Annotated in this window: 17 protein-coding genes and 4 pseudogenes; 7 read left to right on the plus strand and 14 right to left on the minus strand. The window is 59.3% G+C overall.

What is annotated here, in order from left to right; genetic code table 11:
• Positions 1 to 120: 120 nt before the first annotated feature.
• Positions 121 to 870 carry an SDR family NAD(P)-dependent oxidoreductase gene (locus ACMFWR_RS32480; protein ID WP_413197506.1) on the plus strand — a complete coding sequence of 250 codons (750 nt, stop codon included), beginning with the start codon at positions 121 to 123 and terminating at the stop codon, positions 868 to 870.
• A 15-nt stretch (positions 871 to 885) separates the two neighbouring features.
• On the opposite strand, the gene ACMFWR_RS32485 is transcribed toward ACMFWR_RS32480, so the two are convergent.
• The 5 genes from ACMFWR_RS32485 to ACMFWR_RS32505 all read right to left on the minus strand — a co-directional run bounded on the left by ACMFWR_RS32485 (position 886) and on the right by ACMFWR_RS32505 (position 6,207).
• Entirely contained in the window at positions 886 to 1,317 is a 432-nt protein-coding gene (locus tag ACMFWR_RS32485; RefSeq protein ID WP_413197507.1) for a MarR family winged helix-turn-helix transcriptional regulator, read from the minus strand.
• A gap of 237 nt (positions 1,318 to 1,554) precedes the next feature.
• Positions 1,555 to 2,352, minus strand: a complete 798-nt coding sequence (locus tag ACMFWR_RS32490) for an oxidoreductase (protein WP_413197508.1) — start codon at positions 2,350 to 2,352, stop codon at positions 1,555 to 1,557.
• 146 nt (positions 2,353 to 2,498) lie between these two features.
• Entirely contained in the window at positions 2,499 to 2,819 is a 321-nt protein-coding gene (locus ACMFWR_RS32495) for a hypothetical protein (protein ID WP_413197509.1), read from the minus strand.
• A gap of 1,380 nt (positions 2,820 to 4,199) precedes the next feature.
• Positions 4,200 to 5,393: a GGDEF domain-containing protein gene (locus ACMFWR_RS32500; protein ID WP_413197510.1), complete on the minus strand. Its 1,194-nt coding sequence runs from the start codon at positions 5,391 to 5,393 to the stop codon at positions 4,200 to 4,202.
• A 463-nt stretch (positions 5,394 to 5,856) separates the two neighbouring features.
• Entirely contained in the window at positions 5,857 to 6,207 is a 351-nt protein-coding gene (locus tag ACMFWR_RS32505; RefSeq protein WP_413197511.1) for a VOC family protein, read from the minus strand.
• Between the two features lie 377 nt (positions 6,208 to 6,584).
• Between ACMFWR_RS32505 and ACMFWR_RS32510 the strand changes: the two genes are divergently transcribed.
• A complete protein-coding gene (locus ACMFWR_RS32510; protein ID WP_413197512.1) occupies positions 6,585 to 6,986 on the plus strand; it encodes a response regulator in 402 nt (133 codons plus the stop codon).
• An 87-nt stretch (positions 6,987 to 7,073) separates the two neighbouring features.
• On the opposite strand, the gene ACMFWR_RS32515 is transcribed toward ACMFWR_RS32510, so the two are convergent.
• The 5 genes and pseudogenes from ACMFWR_RS32515 to ACMFWR_RS32535 all read right to left on the minus strand — a co-directional run bounded on the left by ACMFWR_RS32515 (position 7,074) and on the right by ACMFWR_RS32535 (position 10,559).
• The gene (locus ACMFWR_RS32515) at positions 7,074 to 7,745 is read right to left on the minus strand and encodes an HAD family hydrolase (RefSeq protein ID WP_413197513.1); all 672 of its coding nucleotides are present in this window, start codon (positions 7,743 to 7,745) and stop codon (positions 7,074 to 7,076) included.
• 80 nt (positions 7,746 to 7,825) lie between these two features.
• Complete coding sequence (locus tag ACMFWR_RS32520; protein WP_413197514.1) at positions 7,826 to 8,143, minus strand: DUF4326 domain-containing protein; 318 nt, start codon at positions 8,141 to 8,143, stop codon at positions 7,826 to 7,828.
• 345 nt (positions 8,144 to 8,488) lie between these two features.
• Positions 8,489 to 8,700, minus strand: a pseudogene (locus tag ACMFWR_RS32525) (glutathione-dependent formaldehyde dehydrogenase); the annotation flags it as partial.
• 33 nt (positions 8,701 to 8,733) lie between these two features.
• Positions 8,734 to 9,555: pseudogene (locus ACMFWR_RS32530) on the minus strand (formate/nitrite transporter family protein); the annotation flags it as partial.
• A gap of 125 nt (positions 9,556 to 9,680) precedes the next feature.
• Positions 9,681 to 10,559, minus strand: coding sequence for a manganese catalase family protein (locus ACMFWR_RS32535; RefSeq protein ID WP_413197515.1), 879 nt, complete (start codon positions 10,557 to 10,559; stop codon positions 9,681 to 9,683).
• Positions 10,560 to 10,957: 398 nt separating this feature from the next.
• On the opposite strand from ACMFWR_RS32535, the gene ACMFWR_RS32540 reads away from it, so the two are divergent.
• From ACMFWR_RS32540 to ACMFWR_RS32550, 3 genes are all read left to right on the plus strand, one after another.
• Entirely contained in the window at positions 10,958 to 11,467 is a 510-nt protein-coding gene (locus tag ACMFWR_RS32540; protein WP_413197516.1) for a ferritin-like domain-containing protein, read from the plus strand.
• A gap of 191 nt (positions 11,468 to 11,658) precedes the next feature.
• Positions 11,659 to 12,450, plus strand: a complete 792-nt coding sequence (locus ACMFWR_RS32545) for an EAL domain-containing protein (RefSeq protein WP_413197517.1) — start codon at positions 11,659 to 11,661, stop codon at positions 12,448 to 12,450.
• 189 nt (positions 12,451 to 12,639) lie between these two features.
• Complete coding sequence (locus ACMFWR_RS32550; protein WP_413197518.1) at positions 12,640 to 15,051, plus strand: membrane-bound PQQ-dependent dehydrogenase, glucose/quinate/shikimate family; 2,412 nt, start codon at positions 12,640 to 12,642, stop codon at positions 15,049 to 15,051.
• A gap of 6 nt (positions 15,052 to 15,057) precedes the next feature.
• Here ACMFWR_RS32550 and ACMFWR_RS32555 read toward each other — a convergent pair.
• The 3 genes and pseudogenes from ACMFWR_RS32555 to ACMFWR_RS32565 all read right to left on the minus strand — a co-directional run bounded on the left by ACMFWR_RS32555 (position 15,058) and on the right by ACMFWR_RS32565 (position 17,532).
• Positions 15,058 to 16,086: pseudogene (locus ACMFWR_RS32555) on the minus strand (porin).
• Positions 16,087 to 16,448: 362 nt separating this feature from the next.
• Positions 16,449 to 16,772: pseudogene (locus tag ACMFWR_RS32560) on the minus strand (glycogen debranching enzyme GlgX); the annotation flags it as partial.
• Positions 16,773 to 17,301: 529 nt separating this feature from the next.
• Positions 17,302 to 17,532: a hypothetical protein gene (locus ACMFWR_RS32565; protein ID WP_413197519.1), complete on the minus strand. Its 231-nt coding sequence runs from the start codon at positions 17,530 to 17,532 to the stop codon at positions 17,302 to 17,304.
• A 17-nt stretch (positions 17,533 to 17,549) separates the two neighbouring features.
• Here ACMFWR_RS32565 and ACMFWR_RS32570 point away from each other — a divergent pair, with 17 nt between their 5' ends.
• Both ACMFWR_RS32570 and ACMFWR_RS32575 read left to right on the plus strand, forming a co-directional pair.
• Positions 17,550 to 18,422 carry a sensor histidine kinase gene (locus ACMFWR_RS32570; protein ID WP_413197520.1) on the plus strand — a complete coding sequence of 291 codons (873 nt, stop codon included), beginning with the start codon at positions 17,550 to 17,552 and terminating at the stop codon, positions 18,420 to 18,422.
• On the plus strand, positions 18,352 to 18,618 hold the full coding sequence (locus ACMFWR_RS32575) for a sensor histidine kinase (protein WP_413197521.1): 267 nt from the start codon (positions 18,352 to 18,354) through the stop codon (positions 18,616 to 18,618). The genes ACMFWR_RS32570 and ACMFWR_RS32575 overlap by 71 nt, the downstream gene beginning before the upstream one ends.
• Before the next feature lie 616 nt (positions 18,619 to 19,234).
• On the opposite strand, the gene ACMFWR_RS32580 is transcribed toward ACMFWR_RS32575, so the two are convergent.
• On the minus strand, positions 19,235 to 19,807 hold the full coding sequence (locus ACMFWR_RS32580; protein ID WP_413197522.1) for a hypothetical protein: 573 nt from the start codon (positions 19,805 to 19,807) through the stop codon (positions 19,235 to 19,237).
• Between the last annotated feature and the right edge of the window lie 191 nt (positions 19,808 to 19,998).

The following is a 19,998-nucleotide window of genomic DNA, read 5'->3' on the forward strand; positions in this document are numbered from 1 at the left end:
GTTGAAGGCTCAAACAAGAAGCAAGACGAGCCGACGCATTTTCTGTCAACACGCGGAGTTCGATTCGGAGTGCCCATCGTGGGTCGCCGGGTTGGGCCCCAACCCATCTGAGGCATACCTATGAAGCTCGAAGGAAAGATCGCAGTCGTGACCGGCGCGAATTCGGGAATTGGCTTTGCAACTGCCAAGACGTTTATCAATCAGGGCGCGGCTCGCGTCTACATCACGGGCCGCAGGCAGGCAGAGCTCGAGCAGGCAGCCGCCTCGCTGGGTCCGCGCGCTGTCGCGGTCGCGAGCGACGTCACGCAGCCTTCGGACATGGACCGTCTATATGCACAGATTCAATCCGAGGTGGGTCATCTGGACATCGTGTTTGCCAACGCGGGGTTCGCGGCGTTTGCGCCGCTCGGAAGCCTGACGGAAGAGCATATCGACGGATTGATGAACACCAACGTCAAAGGTGTCATCTGGACGGTCCAGAAGGCCCTGCCGCTGCTGCGATCAGGCGGATCGATCATCCTTAGCGCGTCGATCGTCGGCAGCAAGGGCTTCGAGAACTGGAGCATCTATAGTGCAACGAAGTCCGCCGTGCGCTCCTTTGCAAGGACCTGGGCATCAGACCTCAAAGGACGGAATATCCGGGTTAACGCAGTGAGTCCCGGCGTTGTCGTCACCCCTGGTCACGAAAAGACGGGCGCTTCCGCAGACCAGTTGAGCGGCTTCTTTAATTTCGCTGCGAGCATCGCTCCGCTCGGACGAACGGGTCGCGATGAGGAAATCGCCGAAGTCGTTGCGTTCCTCGCCTCGAACGAAAGCAGCTTCGTCACGGGCAGCGAAATCTTCGCGGATGGCGGCGTCGCGCAGATCTGAGACGCGCCGTGGCATTCAGCTATCGATTCCGACTTGCTGCAGCGCTTCCAGCGCATCGAGTAACACCGTCTTCGCCGGGCGCTTCAGGTACTTTCTCAGTTCTTTTTCGACCTGGTTTTGCGCTACGCGCCAGTACGGCTCCGCATCCTTCAGCATACGAGCGCCCGCGGGGCTCAGGCTTGCAACCTTATAGCGAGCATCGTCACTGGCGGACACGCGAACCCATCCAGCATCGATCAGCAATTTGATGTTGCGCGAAATCGTCGTCTTGTCCAATGACAACTCATCGGCAATCTCGTTGTAAGTGGCAGACTTCAACCGGTCCAGCCCGCGCAACAGGGTCAATTGCGTGACCTTGAGGCCCAAGGGACGTAACGCGTCGTCGTAGATCCGGGTCAGCGCGTTGGCCGAGCGCCTGAATTGGGTGCAATAGCATTCGGTGAACATCGGCAGGCCTCCTGAGGCCTCACTCATTGTGCATATGCATCTATTCTACGCCACGCGTGCCAGGCTCAAGTCAAAGGAGACATGGGTTTGCACGGAACAACGTGCAGTGGGTGCGAAACTTCAGGGCTTTGCGTGAAGCCGTATTGGATTATCGCGAGCCGGCGGTGCGATCAGCGTGGGACACTCCAGCTAAAAACGCACTCGCCCCAGCGAATCAAGGCTTGAGAACCAACGCCATCAATCGATCCAAGACGCGGTCGGATAGCCAACGACGAAGAAAAGTATCTGAGCAGCGAACAGACCACCGTGATACCGGGGCCTGGGGTTTCTCGCTTTGAGTGCCTTCACGACGAGATCGCTAATCACCTTCGCGTGCGGCAAGCGGAGTTGCCTTTGCATCCTTTCAAAGTGATTCACGAGTCCGGAATAGGCACCGTTAGCGGAATATCGCCTGGCCTCCTCCGAAGCGATCCCCGACCATTCGGACTCGACACCACCGGGCTCGATGACGACAACGCGAATACCAAATGGACGCACTTCGTTGCGCAGCGCATCCGATAATCCCTCCAGCGCGAATTTGGATGCGTGATACCAGCTGCCCAGCGGCATGGCGATCTTCCCGCCGATCGACGAAATGTCAATGATCCGACCGCTGGCTTGGGCGCGCATATGCGGCAGGCACAGCTGCGTGAGACGCGCCACGCCCATCAGGTTTGTCTCGATCTGTCTGCGCGCCTCTGCCATGGGCACATCCTCCAATGCACCGTACTGTCCATAGCCCGCATTGTTGATCAGCACGTCTATCCGCCCCTGTTCAGCGATAATCCGGCCCACCGCATCGACCATGGACCGATCGTCGGTGACGTCCAACGCCAAGGTGAGCCCACCCTGCACTTCGATGTCTGCCATCCGTCCGATCCTTCGCGCGGCCCCGTAGACCGTGTAGCCCTCACTGATCAAACGCAAGGCGAAGTCCCTGCCCATTCCGGACGAAGCCCCGGTCACAAGGGCGACAGGCTTTACGTGGGCGTTCATGCAATTGTTCTCCGAGTCGTTGCTGAAATAACTTGATGGGCTCTCGTATCCCCACAAGGCCAGCGGGCCGCCGGATATTCGCCCTCCACTGCGTGTCATAAGGCACAATTAATGACTGCCCAGTCAGTCATTAATGACCTAAAAAATTAAGTCATCACGCGCCACATGGCTTCGAACGCCGTCACGGTGTCATGCTCGGCATTGTCCGGATCCGTCGAGATAAAGTCGATCGTCGCGTCAGCCATTGAATTGATCAGAAGTCCGACAAACATCAGCGGTTCTTCGCGCAGCGGGCCATTCCTGCGACCGCGCTCAATCACATCTGCTGCAAATACCGATCGTTGTGCGTCTCCTCCGTGGTTCAGCGTCCGAAACATCCGTTGATTCGAGTCGATGAGGCGTTGGGCGAGGCGGACTATTTCCTGTTCGGCCGTCAGCAGCACAATGCGTTGCGCGTACTCGTTCATTGGGTTACCTCGCAACGGACTAGAAACATTCGCTGCGCGTAAATTTTTGAGTTCCTACCGATTTATGCCGGAGCTGGCACCGCCCCGCGCCAACAGGTCGCTCAGTGAATTGCCATGTTGACGTTCGGGAATCACGCGAAGTCGGATGCTCCGAGCACGAGCCGATGTCCGTCGGTCGGCGCTGTCTTATTGTTCAGCGCGCGAACAATACGAGGCTGGTTCAGTCTAAACGCGAGGAGCATCTGCTCACTGCTCTGATGCGAGGCACCTAGCTGCTCGCATGCGGCTTCGAACGACAGGGTGCACGCGACGTAACCTCTATCGACGCCGTATGCTGAGAAGAGCACCCCTTCAGTCTGAGAGTAGATGGGGTTCGTCAGTGTGAGGTCTGCCATATCTTCCCCGAGTGTCTGCTGCGCCCCCTAAACCGAGAAAGTCGGTCGGCGGCGCAACGTTGAACCAAGGCGTCAGGCCTTGGGCAGTATGCGTGTTCACGAGTCGCAAAATTCTCGAGCCGTCTTCGAACACTAGGCATTCAAACTCGAGAGCGTGGTCGAGGGTCGCGTCCGGCCTTTCAAACACTCCGTGCTCCATCGTGAAGTTTAGCCGTCCCTCTTTTAGGAGCTGAAGTGCGCCTTCCCCAGCGTCGCCATTGGGGTCCCATCGATTCATCAAGGTCGCTGCAATCTCGGCGTCGTGCACCATATCTCGCCTCCTGAAACGCGTGCTGCCCACCTGTTGGCTGCGCGTGATCTAGGGTATCAGAATTGGTGCAATGCAATATCGCCGGTTACCCCAGTATCGGGAAACCACCGTCGCCTCGCGGGGCGGGTCGCTTCACCGTTCGCCGCGGAGCCTGGCTTTCGGCCTTCTTGCGGTGAATTGCTCTGCGCGGGGCCGTCCGCTGCGGGCCACTGTATAGGCCCGTACATTCGCGTTACTCTGCGGGCCGGTATCGCCGATGCAGAGACCCCAACAGCGCGGCTTATCGCTAATGGATCGCTGCGCGCCCACGGCGCGTAACGTAGTCGTCGAGGGCTCGCCGAAAGATGTGAACACCCATCTGACGCATCAATTTTGGGCGACGCGATAACGCAGCCCCGAAACCCCGTCGTCGTGTTGGCGGGGAGGAGATTGGTCAGAACCAGGGGCGATGCTCTCGCGCAGTACGCTGACGCGTGCGACGATTGGGTCCGTTCACAATCTAGCATCCACAAATGCCCCAGATCGACATCCGGACGCGATTCAGAGGCGTCACTTTAGGTCAGGTCCTCGCAAAGGATTTTCGTCACGCGCGGTGGGTCCGATAGCAGTCATTGCTCGTTCGAACTCGACTGACCGCAAACGGCCAATTGTGTTGGAAAACGTGACCTTAGGCGATCACACGATCTCGAGTTCGGGGAAATCCCTCGTCTGACCTGACGCTTCCGTGACCACCCGGTTCCTTCCCGCGCGCTTTGCCGCATAGAGCAGGTGATCGGCCCGTGCCAGCCACTGCTCGACCTCCTCGCCAGCTCGATACCGGGCAATCCCGGCACTCGTCGTCACGCACAGCGTAGAGGCGATTTGATCGAAGCGTGAAGACTCCAGCACGGTGCGCAAGCGCTCGGCAATCTGATACGCGATTCTGTCGTCAACGCCTTGCAGCAGAAACACAAATTCCTCGCCGCCGATGCGGGCCACCACGTCGCTCTCGCGCACTGCGGCGAGCAGGATTGCGGCGAACCGGCGCAGCACTGCGTCGCCGGCCGCATGCCCGTAACGGTCGTTGATGGATTTGAAGTTGTCGATGTCGAAGGCGATCAGCGCGAGCGGATAGCTTTTCTTGTCCGCGACGCGTCGGCGTGCCAGACGTTCGAATGCGCGCCGGTTGAACGTTTCGGTGAGGGGGTCGAGATCGTGTTCGAGCGTCAGCCTGTCAATCACGTCCGACATCGCGGCGGCCAGCAGGACGAGCCCTAACACAGCGCCCATCAGGGCGAGCGACAACTGCAGCATGACCCAGAAGATGGTCTGCCCGAACGGCGCGGTGCCATGAGGCAGCGGTTGCAACGTAGTGAGCGGCGTTCTGACGAAGAAACTGGCGCCGAAGACCAACAGCACCCAGAGAAGAACGCGGTTAACGGCGCGCCCATTGCAGTGTTTCCTGAAACGGAGTCCGGTCAGCATCATCAACGCCCCGGCGCCGAAATTCAAGATGTAGACGCGCACGAGCAAGTTCGACGTCTCGAAGGAGAAGTAATATATGCCGCCCAGCGCCAGCGCGAACATCAACGCATGCGTCGCGGGCCGCAAGTGAAGCCCTGCCCTGCGTAGAACGCCTTCAGCCAACAGCTGAATACTTGACATATAAAATGTTGCTGATATAAGCGCGTTCAATCGCCATTCATCCGGCAGGTGACAGATCTGCACTGCTGAGCCGAGCGCAAAAGCAACAAATGAAGCGGCGAGAAAACGCAGATAGCGCAGCCGCCTATCGTAGATCCATGCACAGGTAAAACCGAGCGAAAAGACTGACGTGATACCTGGGATGATCAGTTGAACGAGTTGATTGGGTGTTATCTGGGTAGGCATGTGGCTCGTCGTCCGCTGCCGGCTACGAAATCACCGGGCTTGTGGAGTGGCGGTTTCTCGGGCGCGTACCGTCAACTATCGTCTGCGACTGGCTCAAAAATGGAGGAGCGCCGATATGGTCGGAGGATTGTACGCCCGGTGAGCGAGCCCTCGAGCAATGCCCGGGTGCCAAACCCAGCCCTGAGTTCCAAGCTTGTTGCGAGCAGGCCTGCTAGCGATTCTTTTGTCGTCGGCGAATGTACTTTATTGCTCGACTACCCCGGCGGTTGGCCGTCGCACCCTAATTCCACCGGCTTTTGTCGACCCTAAGCGGACTCCCAGTGCCGCCCAAAGGTGCCATTCGACCTCGGCTTGAATATGCAAAACAACGCATCAGACCGACGTCAGCGGGTAAGCGTGTCGCGAACACCGTTTCGTCGGGCGAATTCAAGAACACGACGATGTGCTCGTCTCGAAGCAGTTTTCAACCGTGGAGGCCGAAGCAGTTTCCCCAAGGGTCGCGCAGCATGCACATTTGTTTGTGGTCTTCGACCTGCATCGGTCCACGATAGAGACTTGCCCCCGCGCGCATGAAGCGCTCTTTTCCTTCGTCGAAGTCGTCCACGCTCCAATAGACCACGGACCCAGCCGCTCCGGATGTCACCTTTGCATACGCCGGAACAATCTCCAACCTGACACCGCTGACGTCGAGATACTCGAACGAGAGTTCCTCGATCTGCCGTCTTTCGGCCGGCTTGAACGCGAGCGCGTACCAATCCAGCGCCGCTTTCACATCGGGTACGTATATAAGAACGGAACAGATTGATGAGGTCATAGTTTGTTAGGGTTAGTCACGCTGGGGAGCGCCATTTGCTAAAGCCCGTGTCTCATCTCAGCACGCCGAGGTTCATTCGAAGCCGTTCGGCCACGACCCACGGCATCAGTTCGTCGACGCGGTAGCCCATGCAGCCGCCAACGGCGCGCCGTTCAGGATGACCGTGATGCGACCGTAAATTGACGAGAATTGCCCTATGCACTTCTTGCGATCTCCGTTCTGCGCCTCTACCGTCGCATCATCACGGTGGCTTCGAATCGCGCGGGCATGCGCCTCGCTACTTTAAGCCGGAAGAGCCGGATATACCCTTAAAAAACGCTATTCAGCGAGATCTTCAACTATGTGAGCAATGGAACTCAGGGTTTCACTCGCTTCACGTGCCGCCGCGCATTCTGGCTGTCGACCACCACCACGAGACGCTCGATGTCGTAGCCACTGTGCTTACGCTTCGAGGGTATTGGGTTGCAGTCGCGTCGGACGGCGCTTCGGCAATTTCTGCTTCGAAGCATTGCGAGCCGGACCTCTTGCTCTTAGACATCACGCTGCGGGACATGAGTGGCGTGACCGTGCTCCAGACAGTTCGAGGCTTGGGACTGACATCGGCAGCAGTTGCTCTAACAGCACTTGCGTTCGAGACCGATAAACGTACCGATCGAGATGCAGGATTCGATGCAGTGTGTGCGAAACCCGCCGACGTCGAGCACTTGCTACGGATCCTGCGAAATCTTGTAGCTCCGAGATTGGGCCTGGCGGCTTTCCACGGGCCTCACGTGTCCTGATTTCGCTCAGCGACTTTCCTGCTGACGGTCTCTCGACTGGGAGAAGCGTGTTTCGGCGATGGGTCAGGAGCATGAGCCTTACTCAGCTCAGCGTGCCATCAACGCAATCGGAGACGTTGAAAAGCACGCATAGGGAGCCGCAGGACCGGGATAAACCGCCAGGCAGCCTGCAGAACGTAAATCGGCTTCAGTAAACCCGCCGCACAGGACTCCGATACAGTTCAGACCGGCTTTGATCGCGGCTTGCGCGTCGTACGGCGTATCGCCTACAGCAAGCGTGTCCGCGCCACGAAGCTGCAGTTTCGCAAGCACCGCCTGGAAAATGTCGGGCGCGGGTTTGGACTTCTCCGCGTCGGACGATGAACTGATCACATCCACCAGATTCGCCACGCCGGCAATCTCGAGATACGTTCTGACTTCGTCTTCCTTCGCTGACGACGCGACCGCAACCGTCAGCCCGATATCCCTGACGCACTCGAGCAACTGCGCCACGGCCGAAAATGGCCGCACGCAACTCAGATAGGTCGACTTGAACAATTGAGCGCGCCATTGCTCGAGCGTCTCTCCGTGATCCGACATCTGCTGTTGAGACAAAAACGCTGGCAGCAACTGGTCACCGCCCTTGCCTATCTGGCTGCGCGCTTGCTCGAACGTGACCGCGTGTCCGAAATGCCTGAACGCCTCGTGCCAGGCCAGTGCATGAAGGTCCACTGAGTCGACCAGCGTACCGTCGATGTCGAAAATCACCGCGTGAATCATATTTCGGCACTCCAAGGATAGACTGCCGAGCGATGCAAGTGATGTTCCCGGCCCTTTTTCAAGTTCTATCGCCGCGACGCTCAATCGTTGCCAATACGTAGCAGCTCACTCGCATGGCAGTGGTCGTCTTCGCCCTCGGTTGGTAAAGGGCACCAACACGCAAGGTTTTTACCGCGCAATTCCGAGCGTGCGGTCGCAATCAGATCTTCATTCGCATGCGCGAATTCCCTATACAACGCCCAGGCTTCCCGCCGACTCTCGATCGTGCGGTTCGGGATGGTGGGATGTGTTTTTCCGACTACGAATGGATTTCCCCATTTCGTCGAGCGATCTACTTTGACAGTACTCGCAGGCATCCGCCATCCCTTCGCCCGCATCAGTTGAACACGTTCAACCATTAACGTCCTTTGGTTCCCCGTCGTTCTCGGTCCAGCTACCTGGCTCTACATCCGGATTTAGGTGATCGTGCGCCGGCTCGTAAGGTCCAAGTTCGGGGTGGGCCTTGCCCTCAGGAATCAACGACGCATCCATGCTTCCGGGCTCACGTTGAGACACCTTCCCATCACCTGCAACGCGGACATCACCGTGCCCTAACGCTTGTCGGCGCTTATCCGCCCTCTCAACAGGGTCGCCAGGTTCACTGTCCTTGGTGGAATTGCCACGCTGCTGATCGTGCATGGGCTTCGAGGGCTCGGTCATCGGTCTCCCTTTCGTTCAGTTGGTGGGCGCTGCCGGGTGGTCCACTAGGGTGAGAGCGCTACTTTCATCCATCCCGGCTCGCGCAAGTCAAACGTCTTGTACGCCGAAATCACGTCGGTCAGCGGCTCTCGCTTGCTTAGCACGGCCAGAGGGTCGACTGAGCCATTGCGAACCTTTTCAGCAAGAAGCGGCAATATTGCTTGATGGTTGCAGTTCCCATATTGACTGACAGGTTCTTGTTCATCGCTTCGCCGACGATCGCCGCGACGAAGCTTGCGAACGTGCGCGCCTAAGAGTTGCGCTGCGCGTCGGTAATCTCCGGTGCGATCGACGCGTGGTTGACGATCGCCACCATGGCAACTCCGCCGATCGTGTTGCCCAGGAGCGTTGGCAAGAGAAAGGCAACCAGGTATCCGAAGACATCAGCCCCTCCTGTCAAGATCGCGTAGACCGCCTCGGCAGATCCGGCAACGACGTGCGCCAGATGAGCGGCACCCACGGTGTAGGTGACCAGCAGGATCGTGAGAAGGCGAGCCGATCGGGCACTTGGCAAAAGCCAGACCATCAACGCGATCAACCAGCCCGCGAACACACCTCGAAGCAGCGTGACTCCAAATGTGCCGGAGTACGGCGCTCGAGAAAGCGACGAGGGCGCTTCGCTGATTTCAGGCGAGAACACCCCCTTGAATTGCAGCAGCCCTGCAAAGATGGCCGTACCCACCAGATTGCTGAGGAGCACGATGATCTATAGACGCACTGCCTTGGCGAGTGTCGCTATATCCCTGCGAACAAGGACCGGCAATACCGCTGTCAGTGTGCTTTCAGTGAACAGTTGTTGCCGGCCCAAGATCACGAACGCAAAGCCAACGGTATAGCCGAAACTGGATATCAGATGCCGCCAGCTCGAAGAGGCCAGTGCTGCCTCGATGACGGCCTGCATCAGAAACGAAAAGCCCATCGATATCCCCGCCGCCAGGCCCGACCACATCAGCGCGGCGGCGGTGCGCGCCATGGCCACTTCGCCTTCTTCCCGGACGACTTCATGGACAACGAGCGGATGCGGCGTCGAGTGGTCCGCCGCTTGTTCTCGCTGGCTGTCATCAAGATGCGGCTATCCGGCTCCCGCTCCTGCTTGTGAGTCAGGCATGACGTCAATCTCCCACGATCCCGCAAGGTCCCAGTCCGGCGCGAAGAGAGCGTTGACGCCCTCTTCGCTCATGCCGTTCCGGATTTCAGTTATTTGACGCTGGTCGCCTGCCCCGATCCGAGGTCGGCACCCGTGGTCGGATCAACGCTTGTATCCGACGCAGTGCGCCCGGCCATCGCCTTGAGCACCTCGAGATCGTTCTCCGGAACATTCACACTGGCGGTTCCGTCACCACCGTCTACAGCAGGTTCAGGCTTCGCAACAAACTCCCAATCGCCACCTTCGTTCCAGGGGCCACGCGCATCGTCGCCCTTTGACAAATCGTAATAGACGTTTGTAAATTTTGGATCGCCTGGCAGCTTTCCCTGAGGGAAGTTAGGTTGAATCGAATGCAGGGCTTTCTCAAAGGATTTCTGATGCGCAATTTCGCGCGTCATGAGGAAGCCCAGCGCCTCGCGTATGCCGGGGTCGTCGGTGACGTTGATCAGCCGTTCATAAACGATTTTCGCGCGCGCCTCAGCCGCGATGTTTGAACGAAGATCCGCTGTGGGCTCGCCGATCGTGTCGATGTAGGCAGCGCTCCACGGCACGCCCGCTGAGTTGGTCAATGCGGGACCACCTCCATACAGCAACGCGGTGATGTGGGAATCGTTGCCCCCTCCCGTCAGGGATCGGTACAGCTCGGCTTCTTGCTCGACCGCTTCCGCCAATTGTCCTTTCGCACCCTTATTCAGCATGGCAACGATGGATCCGATCACTTCGAGATGACTGAGTTCTTCGGTAGCGATGTCAAAGAGCATGTCTTTTCGCCCCGGGTCATCTTCCGAGACCGCTTGGGTGAAATACCGGCACGCGGCTGCGAGCTCGCCTTGCGGGCCGCCGAACTGTTCAAGAAGTAAGTTTGCAAGGCCTGGGTTCGGTGCGGCTACGCGCACGGTGTATTGAAGGCGCTTGTTGTGAGCGAACATGGACGTTCTCCTTTTGTGAGGACGAGCATTACCCGCCGCGTGGCGCAGCAATGACTCAGAGGTGGATACATGTCACCACGCGCTCCCAATGGAGGAGCCAACGACTGGCGTGGGATCTCGGGCTCGAAAGAACCCGGCGTAGACGCGGCGCGACGAGCCGCAAGAACGTGTGTCGCCATCAAGCATTCGCACGCCACGTGCCAAGCAAACGCAGCCTTCCATTCCAATGATCAAGCCGAGGGCTGTACCCAGCATTGCATCCTGCCAACCTCGCCTTCGGCACTTCGCCTGAGGCACCAAAGAAGGAACGTCGTCATTTTCTTCGCGTGACTTGTCGCATTGGTTGGGCATGGCCGTTGCAATACGCAGGGCTCCATTCACACAATTAGGAGATCACCATGGCACAGCGCAAAACCATCGACGACCTGTTCGTTCACATGCTTTCCGATATCTACAGCGCCGAGAAGCAACTGACGCGAGCACTGGCGAAGCTCTCACGCGCTGCATCGGACCCCGAACTAATCGACGCGTTCAAGACGCACCTCGAGGAGACGCAAGGTCAAATTGAGCGAATCGACCAGATCGTGGAAAAAACCGGACTTCGACTCAAACGCATGAAGTGCGTCGCAATGGAAGGCCTGATTGAAGAAGGCCAGGAGCTGATCGACGAAATCAAGAAAGGCGCTGTTCTGGACGCTGGCCTCGTGGCTGCGGCGCAAAAGGTGGAGCACTACGAAATCGCTTCGTACGGGAGCCTTTGTGCGATCGGCAAACAACTCGGACACGACGATGCGGTGAAATTGCTAACGCAGACGCTGGAAGAGGAAAAGGCGACCGACCTGAAACTCTCGAAGTTTGCCCAGCGCGCCGGCAATGGGAAGGCAACAAAGGAAAAGGCGACAGCTTGACTGCGGATATCCAAGGTGCCCGAAGCGCGAAGCCGCGCACACGGTGCTTTGGCAAACGCGGCTACGCTGAGATGCCGGGCCAAGGATCAAAATCTTTGGCCCGATTTCCCGAGCGGGGATAAAGCTTATGGGGATTGGAGCCGATAAGACGGACATCGACGCAAGCGTGCGTACGCCATTCAAAGACCTCCATGAACGATAAGACCCCCAGCGTCCGGTTCGCGATAAGCGATGTAGCAGGCGAGTGCACAGGTTGCCGCGTTGCCGCCCACGAAGCAATCGACCTGGCATTTGCGTTCCAACCGATCGTCGACACGACCACCGGTACTGCATACGCACATGAGGCGTTGGTGCGTGGGCCCAATGGCGAGTCCGCCGGGTCGGTGCTTGCCCGGATCAACGAGGCCAATCGCTACCATTTCGATCAACGCTGTCGCACGATCGCCATCGAACAGGCTGCCCTTCTGAATATCGAAGGGCATCTGTCGATTAATTTCATGCCGAACGCTGTCTATAGGCCAGAAGCATGTATCCGCAGTACGTTTGAAGCAGCCGAAAAACATCATTTCCCAAGCGACCGAATCATCTTCGAGACAGTCGAAGGTGAAAACATCGTCAGCCGCTCGCACCTTGTCGAGATTTTTCGTGCCTATCGACGCTTTGGCTTTCAGACGGCCATTGATGATTTCGGCGCTGGCTACTCCGGGCTGACCTTGCTTACCGAGTTTCAGCCGGACCTGCTCAAACTCGATATGGAACTCGTACGCGGCATCGACACAGATTCAGTGCGGCAAAGCATTGTGCGGGGCGTACTGTCGATGTGCCGCGATTTGGGCGTCCGCGTCATTGCCGAAGGCATAGAAACCCGAGGCGAGCGAGACTTCTTCGCGGCCAACGGCGTCACGCTGATGCAGGGTTACTTTTTTGCCAAACCGGCGTTTCGATCGACGCCCGCTCCCACAACGACCTGGCTGGCACGTTAAGGGGTGGCGCCGCGCGCCGCCATGCTCCGCACGTCCGATGCAGCTTCCGGTCGGCGCCTTTCGTTGCCGGTAGGCGACTCTGAAGGCTAGCGAGATCGCATGACTGTCTCGGCCCCCGCGGAATAAAAAATGCTCCTCTTCGAGGCGCCGCCAACCTTGAGCGGTAAGCGTTACGTAAGGAATGACGTCATGGCTCGTTTCGCAACGCCTTCGCACGCTCGCTTTACCCATTGGGGCCACTGGATAAGCGTGGTGTTTGCGATGCTGACGGGTGCCTACCTTTTCGGGGGTGGGATCTGGCTTTCCACGATCGGCGGTTCGCCCTATTACGTCGTTGCGGGTATCGTGTGGCTCGCTTTTGCATGGCTCATGCTGCGTCGCTATGCCTATTCGCTGGTCGTCTACGCTGCGCTGCTTATCGCAACCCTCGCATGGTCCGTTGCCGAATCCGGCACAGACTTGTGGGCGCTTGCACCCCGGCTGGATGTCCTTGTCGTGTTCGGAATCTGGCTCGTCGTGCCGCCCGTCTCGGCCGCATTCGACACCGACCGGCGCCGCGGCGCGCTCACGTTGGGCGCGAGCCTCGTCATATGCGTTGCCGTGTTGATCTACGCAGCGTTCAACGATCCGCAGCAAGTCAACGGAGCGCTTGCTGCCGGTGCGACGACGCCGACATTGCAAGGCGATGCCCATGCGGGCGACTGGACGGCATACGGCCACACGCAAGCGGGCACACGCTATTCGCGACTCTCGCAGATCAACGAACATAACGTGTCGGATCTCAAGGTGGCGTGGACGTTCGAAACGGGCGACAAGAAAGGACCGCAGGATCCGGTCGAGATCACCAATGAAGTGACCCCGCTCAAGGTCGGCGACACGCTCTATCTCTGTTCTCCCCATCAGATCCTATTCGCACTCGATGCCGCAACGGGCAAGGAGAAGTGGCGCTTCGACCCGAAGTTAAAACCTGACCCGAGCTTCCAGCACGTCACCTGTCGCGGCGTGTCCTATTACGATGAACAGGCGAGCGCGACGGCGCCGTCCCAACAAACGTCGATCGCGCAGGGCGCCACTCGGGCAATGTGTACAAGACGGGTGATCCTGCCCGTCAACGACGGCCATCTGTACGAGCTCGATGCAGACACCGGCCGACCTTGCCCGGCGTTCGGCAATACAGGCGACCTCGACCTTCAGCATCTTCAGCCGGTCCAGACTGCCGGGCAATACGAGCCGACCTCGCCGCCGGTCATCGCCGGAAAAGTCATCGTCGTCGCCGGAGCGGTCACCGACAACTTCTCCACCCGGGAGCCTTCGGGCGTCATCCGAGGGTTCGATGTGGACACCGGGCGGCTGGTGTGGGCATTTGATACCGGTTCGGATACACCCAACGCCATCCCCGACGACCAGCACACCTTTACGAAGAACTCTCCAAATTCCTGGGCTCCCGCGGCCTACGACCCGAAACTCGATCTTGTGTATTTGCCCATGGGTGTCAAGACACCCGACATCTGGGGCGGCGATCGTACGCCCGCGCTCGAACGATATGCAAGCGGGCTGCTCGCGCTTCACGCATCGACGGGCAAGCTCGCGTGGTTCTACCAGACCGTCCATCACGACCTCTGGGATATGGATGTGCCTTCGCAGCCGACGCTTGCCGACATTACGGATCGCAACGGCAACACGGTGCCCGCGATTTATGTACCGGCGAAGACCGGGAACATCTTCGTGCTTGACCGTCGAAACGGACATCTTCTCGTGCCTGCGCCTGAACGGCCCGTGCCGCAGGGAGCGGCTCGAGGCGACCATGTATCGCCGACGCAGCCCTTCTCCGCGCTGACGTTCAGGCCTTCAAAGAACCTGACCGGCGCAGACATGTGGGGCGCGACGATGTACGACCAGCTCGTGTGCCGCGTGATGTTTCACCGCTTGCGCTATGAAGGGCCTTTCACGCCACCGTCCGAACAAGGCACGCTCGTTTTTCCGGGCAATCTCGGCATGTTCGAATGGGGCGGTATTGCGGTCGATACTGACCGCCAGATCGCAATCGCCAATCCGATCGCGTTGCCCTTCGTTTCGAAGTTGATTCCGCGCGGACCGCGCAACCCCATCGAACCCCCTCAGGCGGGACAGAACGGCACAGGCGCCGAAGCTGGCGTTCAGCCTCAGTACGGCGTGCCGTTCGGGGTGACCTTGAATCCCTTCATGTCGCCGATCGGGTTGCCCTGCAAGCAGCCGGCGTGGGGCTACGTTGCCGCGCTCGACCTGCGCACGAATCAGGTGGTCTGGAAAAAGCGCATCGGCACCGTCCGCGATAGCGCGCCGTTACCTATCCCGCTTCGCATGGGCATGCCGATGCTCGGTGGCCCGGTCACAACGGCAGGCCACGTCTTCTTTATCGGGGCGACCGCCGACAACTATCTTCGCGCGTTCAGCACGGATACCGGCAAGGAACTCTGGAGCGCGCGTCTTCCCGCGGGTGGTCAGGCGACCCCAATGACGTACGAGGTCAACGGCAAGCAATATGTCGTGATCGCCGCGGGCGGTCACGGTTCGTTCGGCACGAAGCTGGGCGACTATGTCATTGCCTATGCGCTTCCTTAAGCCGGCTCAGAATTGCTCGATCACGCCGACCTGCATGCCGCGCACGGGCGCACCTGCGTAGGCTGCAGGCAAACCGGTGACATTGACGCCCCGCAGGGTGAACCGCGATTCACCCTCGTTCTTCAGGTCGGCGTAACTCGCATAGAACAACAGCGTTCTGGAAACCGCGTACTGGAATTCAAGGCTGAACTGCTGCGCGCCGCCGTTGGAAACGCTCCCGTCATTGGCTATTACATACCCCGCGCTGACGCTCATTGCAGGGGTCACGCTATAGCGCGCCGACAGAGAGAGGCCGGCGGCGTGGTAGTAAGGGGCACCGCCTTCGCCGTTGAACCCGGCGAGCCACGCGCGCCACGCGCCCACGCCATACGACGCGCCGGCGAAGTCAGATCGCAATGCACCTGCACCATGCGTCTGCTGTCGTGCATAGTGAAGCGACAGCTGGCCAAGGTCATAGTCCGAGGTCAGGTAGTAGCCTGACAACCCGTTGCCGTCGCCGCCGGACACATCGCGCTTAGACACCATCCACGTTGTCTGGAACCCGTTGAAGTTGGGCGAGATCCAGGTCAATGCGTCGCTGACCTAGGGGGTGATCTTCGACAAGTTGTCGAGTCCTGACGCGATGGTACCGGCACCAAATGCGTCGAGCTTTCCCTTGAAAGGGATGTAGAGCGGCGAGTACTGGCGCCCTAAACGCAGTTCCCCCCAACCGTCGCGCAAGCCGATCCATGCCTGCCGACTCAACAACGTGCCTGCCTGCGACAGCGTACCGTCGGCGCTGCTGAATCCGCTCTCGAGCCGTACCAGTGCGTGCAGTCCGCCGCCTAGCGCCTCGTCTGCCGAAAGCCCAAAGCGCGAACCGCGATAGGCGCCCGAATCTATGCGCGTCGTCCAGCCGTTTCCGGGGTTCGTTCTCTCGATGCTTGTATCCAGCAGACCGTAAAGCACGACCGAACTTTGAGCGGACGCCGGGCGTTGCGTCAGGCCCGTCGATGCCGCCACGCAGATCCACACGCACAGACGTCTACGACTCACGGGACCCTTATTTGGTAGTTGTCAATGGACTGGGCTCGGATGGAGAAGCCGCCCTCATTTCATGCGCGGCGTATCGAGCTCCGCGTCGGGTTTCTGTAGTCGCCCCGCACAAATCGCGGAGACGGCGTTCGCGACCCCGCATGCGACATTTGCCACTTCTGCCTGCATTTCCTCGTCGTCGGGTGTCTGATGACTCGTCGCGTAAGGCCCGACAAAGGCTCGTTGACCGCGTCGTCGGTGGAAGAGCTTAGCTAGCCATGGACGACGCACGCTCTCCCGTGCTTGAACAATACGGCACGAGATCATTGCGCGACCGCGCGAGATGACATCCGTCGGCGCTCGCGACCACAGATCGTCGCAGATCAGCTTTCCGTGAGATCGGACTCGAGTCTGTCGAACACCTGCTGCGTCTCGCGACTCGGGGCTTCGAGCGCAAAAACAAGGAGCGAGCGGCCCGTGACCTGATAGGTGTCCCTCGATTTGAACGCAGGCAGTTCGCTGCGGATAGGTGCGTTCGTGTCGAGCAAGCACGTCCAGTGATCTACGCCAGCAATCTCCGGGAGCGTGAAATCAACGACGTCGTGGTGCGCGTTGAAGATCAAAAGCAGCGTAGCGGCGGACGCTGGCCCGCGGATGCCGCTCGCTTGAGCGTGGCCATCGACCACCAGCCCAAAGCATCGCATCGAAGCGGGGTGCCGTCTATGGCTATCGTGTCCACGGACCCTATGACCCCGCGATGGCCATCGCTTCAACCCGAACAAGCTGCTGCTGGACCCCTACGCCAAAGCGCACATCGGCGAACTCAAGTGGGTTCGCCAACCTCATTACCCGGTAAGGAAGACTATGCCCGGCGCGAACTGTACGTCCCGATGTGACTTTTTTTGCATTTCGCCGCTCGCGGCGCCCGCACGGTCCGCGCGCCGCTTGATGGAATCCAGAACCGTAACAGGAACGCAAAGGGCCGACGCGACCACATTCGATGCGTTTCTGTTCGAACGGCTTCCAGACCCTTATATTGTCGTCAACATCCATTTGCAAGTCGAAGGGGCGAATGCGGCGTGCCGTGCGCTACTTGGCATCAGCCATGTCGCGTTCGGATCACAACAGGTCGACCAGATCGACGCGCTTGCTGAACAGGGCGACATGATTGCAGCCCTTGTCGAAGAGACGCACGCGGGTCGCGTGCGGCGCGTACCCGTCTTCCGTCTGAAGCGATCAGTGCATGCCGAACCAGACCGGAGCGGCGCTTCGCGATACCGGCAAATCCGCAGGTCGCTCTTGCCTGTCACCGACACGAGTCCGCCACTGGTTGCCCTTCGATTCGACGACGTCACGCTGCGCATCCTCGATGTCAAACGCGAGCGCCGCGAACGCGCCCAGATGCGCTCCCATGCTCGCCTGAAGACGCTGCTTGCCCAAGAAGCACACGAACGTATCGACGAGCACCTGTCGCAGTCGAGGACGTGCTGGAATTCGCCGGGGTCGGCGCGTGGCAACTTGATGTGGCGACAGGCGCGATTGCGTGCAGCGAGCGATGCCGCACCGATCTCGCCATCGCCGACCCGGCGTCCTGTTCCTTCGAAAGACTGCTTGGGAACGACGCCGAGCGAATTGCCGCGAGCTGGAGAGCCGTGTCGGCTGACGTGCCGTTCGAGTTTGAGCTCGGGGTAAGCGGCGCAAACGGTCGTCGCTGGGTTCTGATTCGCGGCACGGGGCGGCTTCACGAAAACGGCACCCTGCGTTCCGTCATCGGCTTCACGCTCGACATCACCGCGCGCAAGGAACACGAACTTGAGGCCGACGCGCGAGCCGGCGCCGAGCGCACGGGCCGTGAACGCAGCGAGGCGCTTGCGCGGACCATGGGTCAATTCGTCGCCGCGGTATCGCATGAGACACGCTCGCCGCTCAATGCCATCGTTTCGTGGGGGGAACTGCTTCATCTCGTCGCCGATCCGTCCGTCGTTGCGAGCGCCGGCGAAGCGATCCGGCGCAACGGCCGACAACTGACGCACATGGTTGATGACTTGATCCACAGCGGTGCCGTGGCGAGCGGCAAAATGTCCGTCAACCTCCAGCCCGTCGATCTGGGCGCGCTCGCTGCCATCGTGGTGGAGCACATGCGAAAGGCGGCCGAGCACAAGGGCCTCGAGTTGCGGGCAACCGGCATCGCGCCGTGCACGACCCTGGCGGATGACAGCCGGATGCGCCAAGTCGTCTCCAACCTGCTGACCAACGCGATCAAATTTACCGACGCCGGCACCATATATGTCGGTCGTTGCCACCGATCTCGACATCATCCTTACCGTGCGCGACACAGGACGCGGCATCGAGCCTGACGCGTTGCCGCATGTGTTCGACCGCTTTCAGCAATTCGCCGATCGCCCGAGCGGACGCTCAGGCGGACTCGGGGTGGGTCTCTGGCTGGTCAAGCAGATCATTTCGCTTCACAACGGAACGATCGACGCAGCCAGCGACGGCCACGGCGCGACGTTCACGGTGCGCATTCCGTCCCAGGCATCGTTGACACAATAGATGCAGACATACTCGCGTTCTTCTCTCGCGCAAATCGTCCGCCCTTAGCTTCCATTTCCGCGGCCGGGCCCGATCACATTGGCGTGGCAGCTTGCGCCATGGCTACTTCGCCTTCGTCCCGGAGCGCTTCACGGTTTACAAGCGGATGCGGCGTCGAGTGATGCGCGCTTGTTGTCGCTGGCTATCATCCAAATGCGGCGATCCGGCTCCCGCTCCTACATGTGGGCCAGGCATAACGTCAGTCTCTCAAGATCACGGTCCGACGCGGAGAACGTTGACGCCCTCTTCGCTCGCATCCGACGCAGTGCGTCCGGGCATCGTCTTGATTACCTCAAGATCCTTCTCCGGAACATTCTCATTGGCGGTTCGGCCACCCCCGTCCGCGGCGGGCTCAGCTTCGCACCAGACTCCCGATCACCACCTCCGTTCCAGAAGCCACGCGCATCGTCGCGCTTTGACAAAATCGTAATGGACGTTTGCAAATCTTGGATCGCCTAGCGGCTTTGCTCGAGGGAAGCTGGGCAGAGCCATTTCAAAAGACTTTTATGAGCGAATTTGCCGGCGGAACCAGGCCTACACAGTGGAACCGCAGCAAAACTGCAACCTGCCGGCGTGGTCAATGAACTGACAGCTCTTTCCAGCCGGACAGCTGCTTCACGCTATGCCCGGTGAGGTCCGCAATGATTTTTCGCGCGGCTGTGCCGCCCGCATCCATTGCTGCATCCGCCGACCCAAACGGACTTCCAGCGACGTTGCCAACGCGAATCCGTGAGGATTGTTCAGTAAGTCGGTCGCGCTCAGCAATCTGAATCACTGGTACATACCCCACTTCGCGAGACCCGTGCCGGGTTCGCCATTCAAATCGTTCAAGATACACGAAGATGTAAAACCCTCGATATTCAAAAGCCTTACCCATGCCGATGCCTATTGCTTGTAAAACGTTGTTCCTGTGTCGACGCGCAGCGCCAAATATGATCACCTCGCGAATCAACATTCGCAGAATTTGTTTTGTCTGATCGAAGCCATTGCCATCGCCTTGCACATATCGACTAGTGAATTGCGGCTCGAGTTGAACGAATACTTGGTGCCGACGTAGCGTAGCGACCAAAAAACCGGGCCGAGCAAAATGGACCTGCGCACGCGAATAGCTTAGCCGAATGCGCGACTGAAATTTAGGCGAGACTACCATGGCCGAGAACTCATACGAGCCAAGCGGATTTTTCGGAGCCTCTGCAAGCGTTGCTGTGATCCAACGGGCGAGGCTTACGAATGAGGCGACATGCCTTGTGGCTCGACAGTCAAAGTCGCCGGCGTTGCGATGCACGCCCGTCAACGCCGGTCACGACGCACCGAAAGACCAAAGCAACAACACGTAAACTC

The organism is Pararobbsia alpina, from assembly GCF_965118125.1.
Lineage (GTDB): Bacteria > Pseudomonadota > Gammaproteobacteria > Burkholderiales > Burkholderiaceae > Pararobbsia > Pararobbsia alpina_A.

Bases quoted from the DNA above. Each gene is read 5' to 3' on its own strand.
- ACMFWR_RS32485 (WP_413197507.1), bottom strand. From the start codon at position 1,317: ATGTTCACCGAATGCTATTGCACCCAATTCAGGCGCTCGGCCAACGCG.
- ACMFWR_RS32580 (WP_413197522.1), bottom strand. From the start codon at position 19,807: ATGGTAGTCTCGCCTAAATTTCAGTCGCGCATTCGGCTAAGCTATTCG.
- ACMFWR_RS32505 (WP_413197511.1), bottom strand. From the start codon at position 6,207: ATGACCTCATCAATCTGTTCCGTTCTTATATACGTACCCGATGTGAAA.
- ACMFWR_RS32540 (WP_413197516.1), top strand. From the start codon at position 10,958: ATGGCACAGCGCAAAACCATCGACGACCTGTTCGTTCACATGCTTTCC.
- ACMFWR_RS32520 (WP_413197514.1), bottom strand. From the start codon at position 8,143: ATGGTTGAACGTGTTCAACTGATGCGGGCGAAGGGATGGCGGATGCCT.
- ACMFWR_RS32550 (WP_413197518.1), top strand. From the start codon at position 12,640: ATGGCTCGTTTCGCAACGCCTTCGCACGCTCGCTTTACCCATTGGGGC.
- ACMFWR_RS32490 (WP_413197508.1), bottom strand. From the start codon at position 2,352: ATGAACGCCCACGTAAAGCCTGTCGCCCTTGTGACCGGGGCTTCGTCC.
- ACMFWR_RS32495 (WP_413197509.1), bottom strand. From the start codon at position 2,819: ATGAACGAGTACGCGCAACGCATTGTGCTGCTGACGGCCGAACAGGAA.
- ACMFWR_RS32515 (WP_413197513.1), bottom strand. From the start codon at position 7,745: ATGATTCACGCGGTGATTTTCGACATCGACGGTACGCTGGTCGACTCA.
- ACMFWR_RS32575 (WP_413197521.1), top strand. From the start codon at position 18,352: ATGTCGGTCGTTGCCACCGATCTCGACATCATCCTTACCGTGCGCGAC.
- ACMFWR_RS32500 (WP_413197510.1), bottom strand. From the start codon at position 5,393: ATGCCTACCCAGATAACACCCAATCAACTCGTTCAACTGATCATCCCA.
- ACMFWR_RS32480 (WP_413197506.1), top strand. From the start codon at position 121: ATGAAGCTCGAAGGAAAGATCGCAGTCGTGACCGGCGCGAATTCGGGA.
- ACMFWR_RS32545 (WP_413197517.1), top strand. From the start codon at position 11,659: ATGAACGATAAGACCCCCAGCGTCCGGTTCGCGATAAGCGATGTAGCA.
- ACMFWR_RS32535 (WP_413197515.1), bottom strand. From the start codon at position 10,559: ATGTTCGCTCACAACAAGCGCCTTCAATACACCGTGCGCGTAGCCGCA.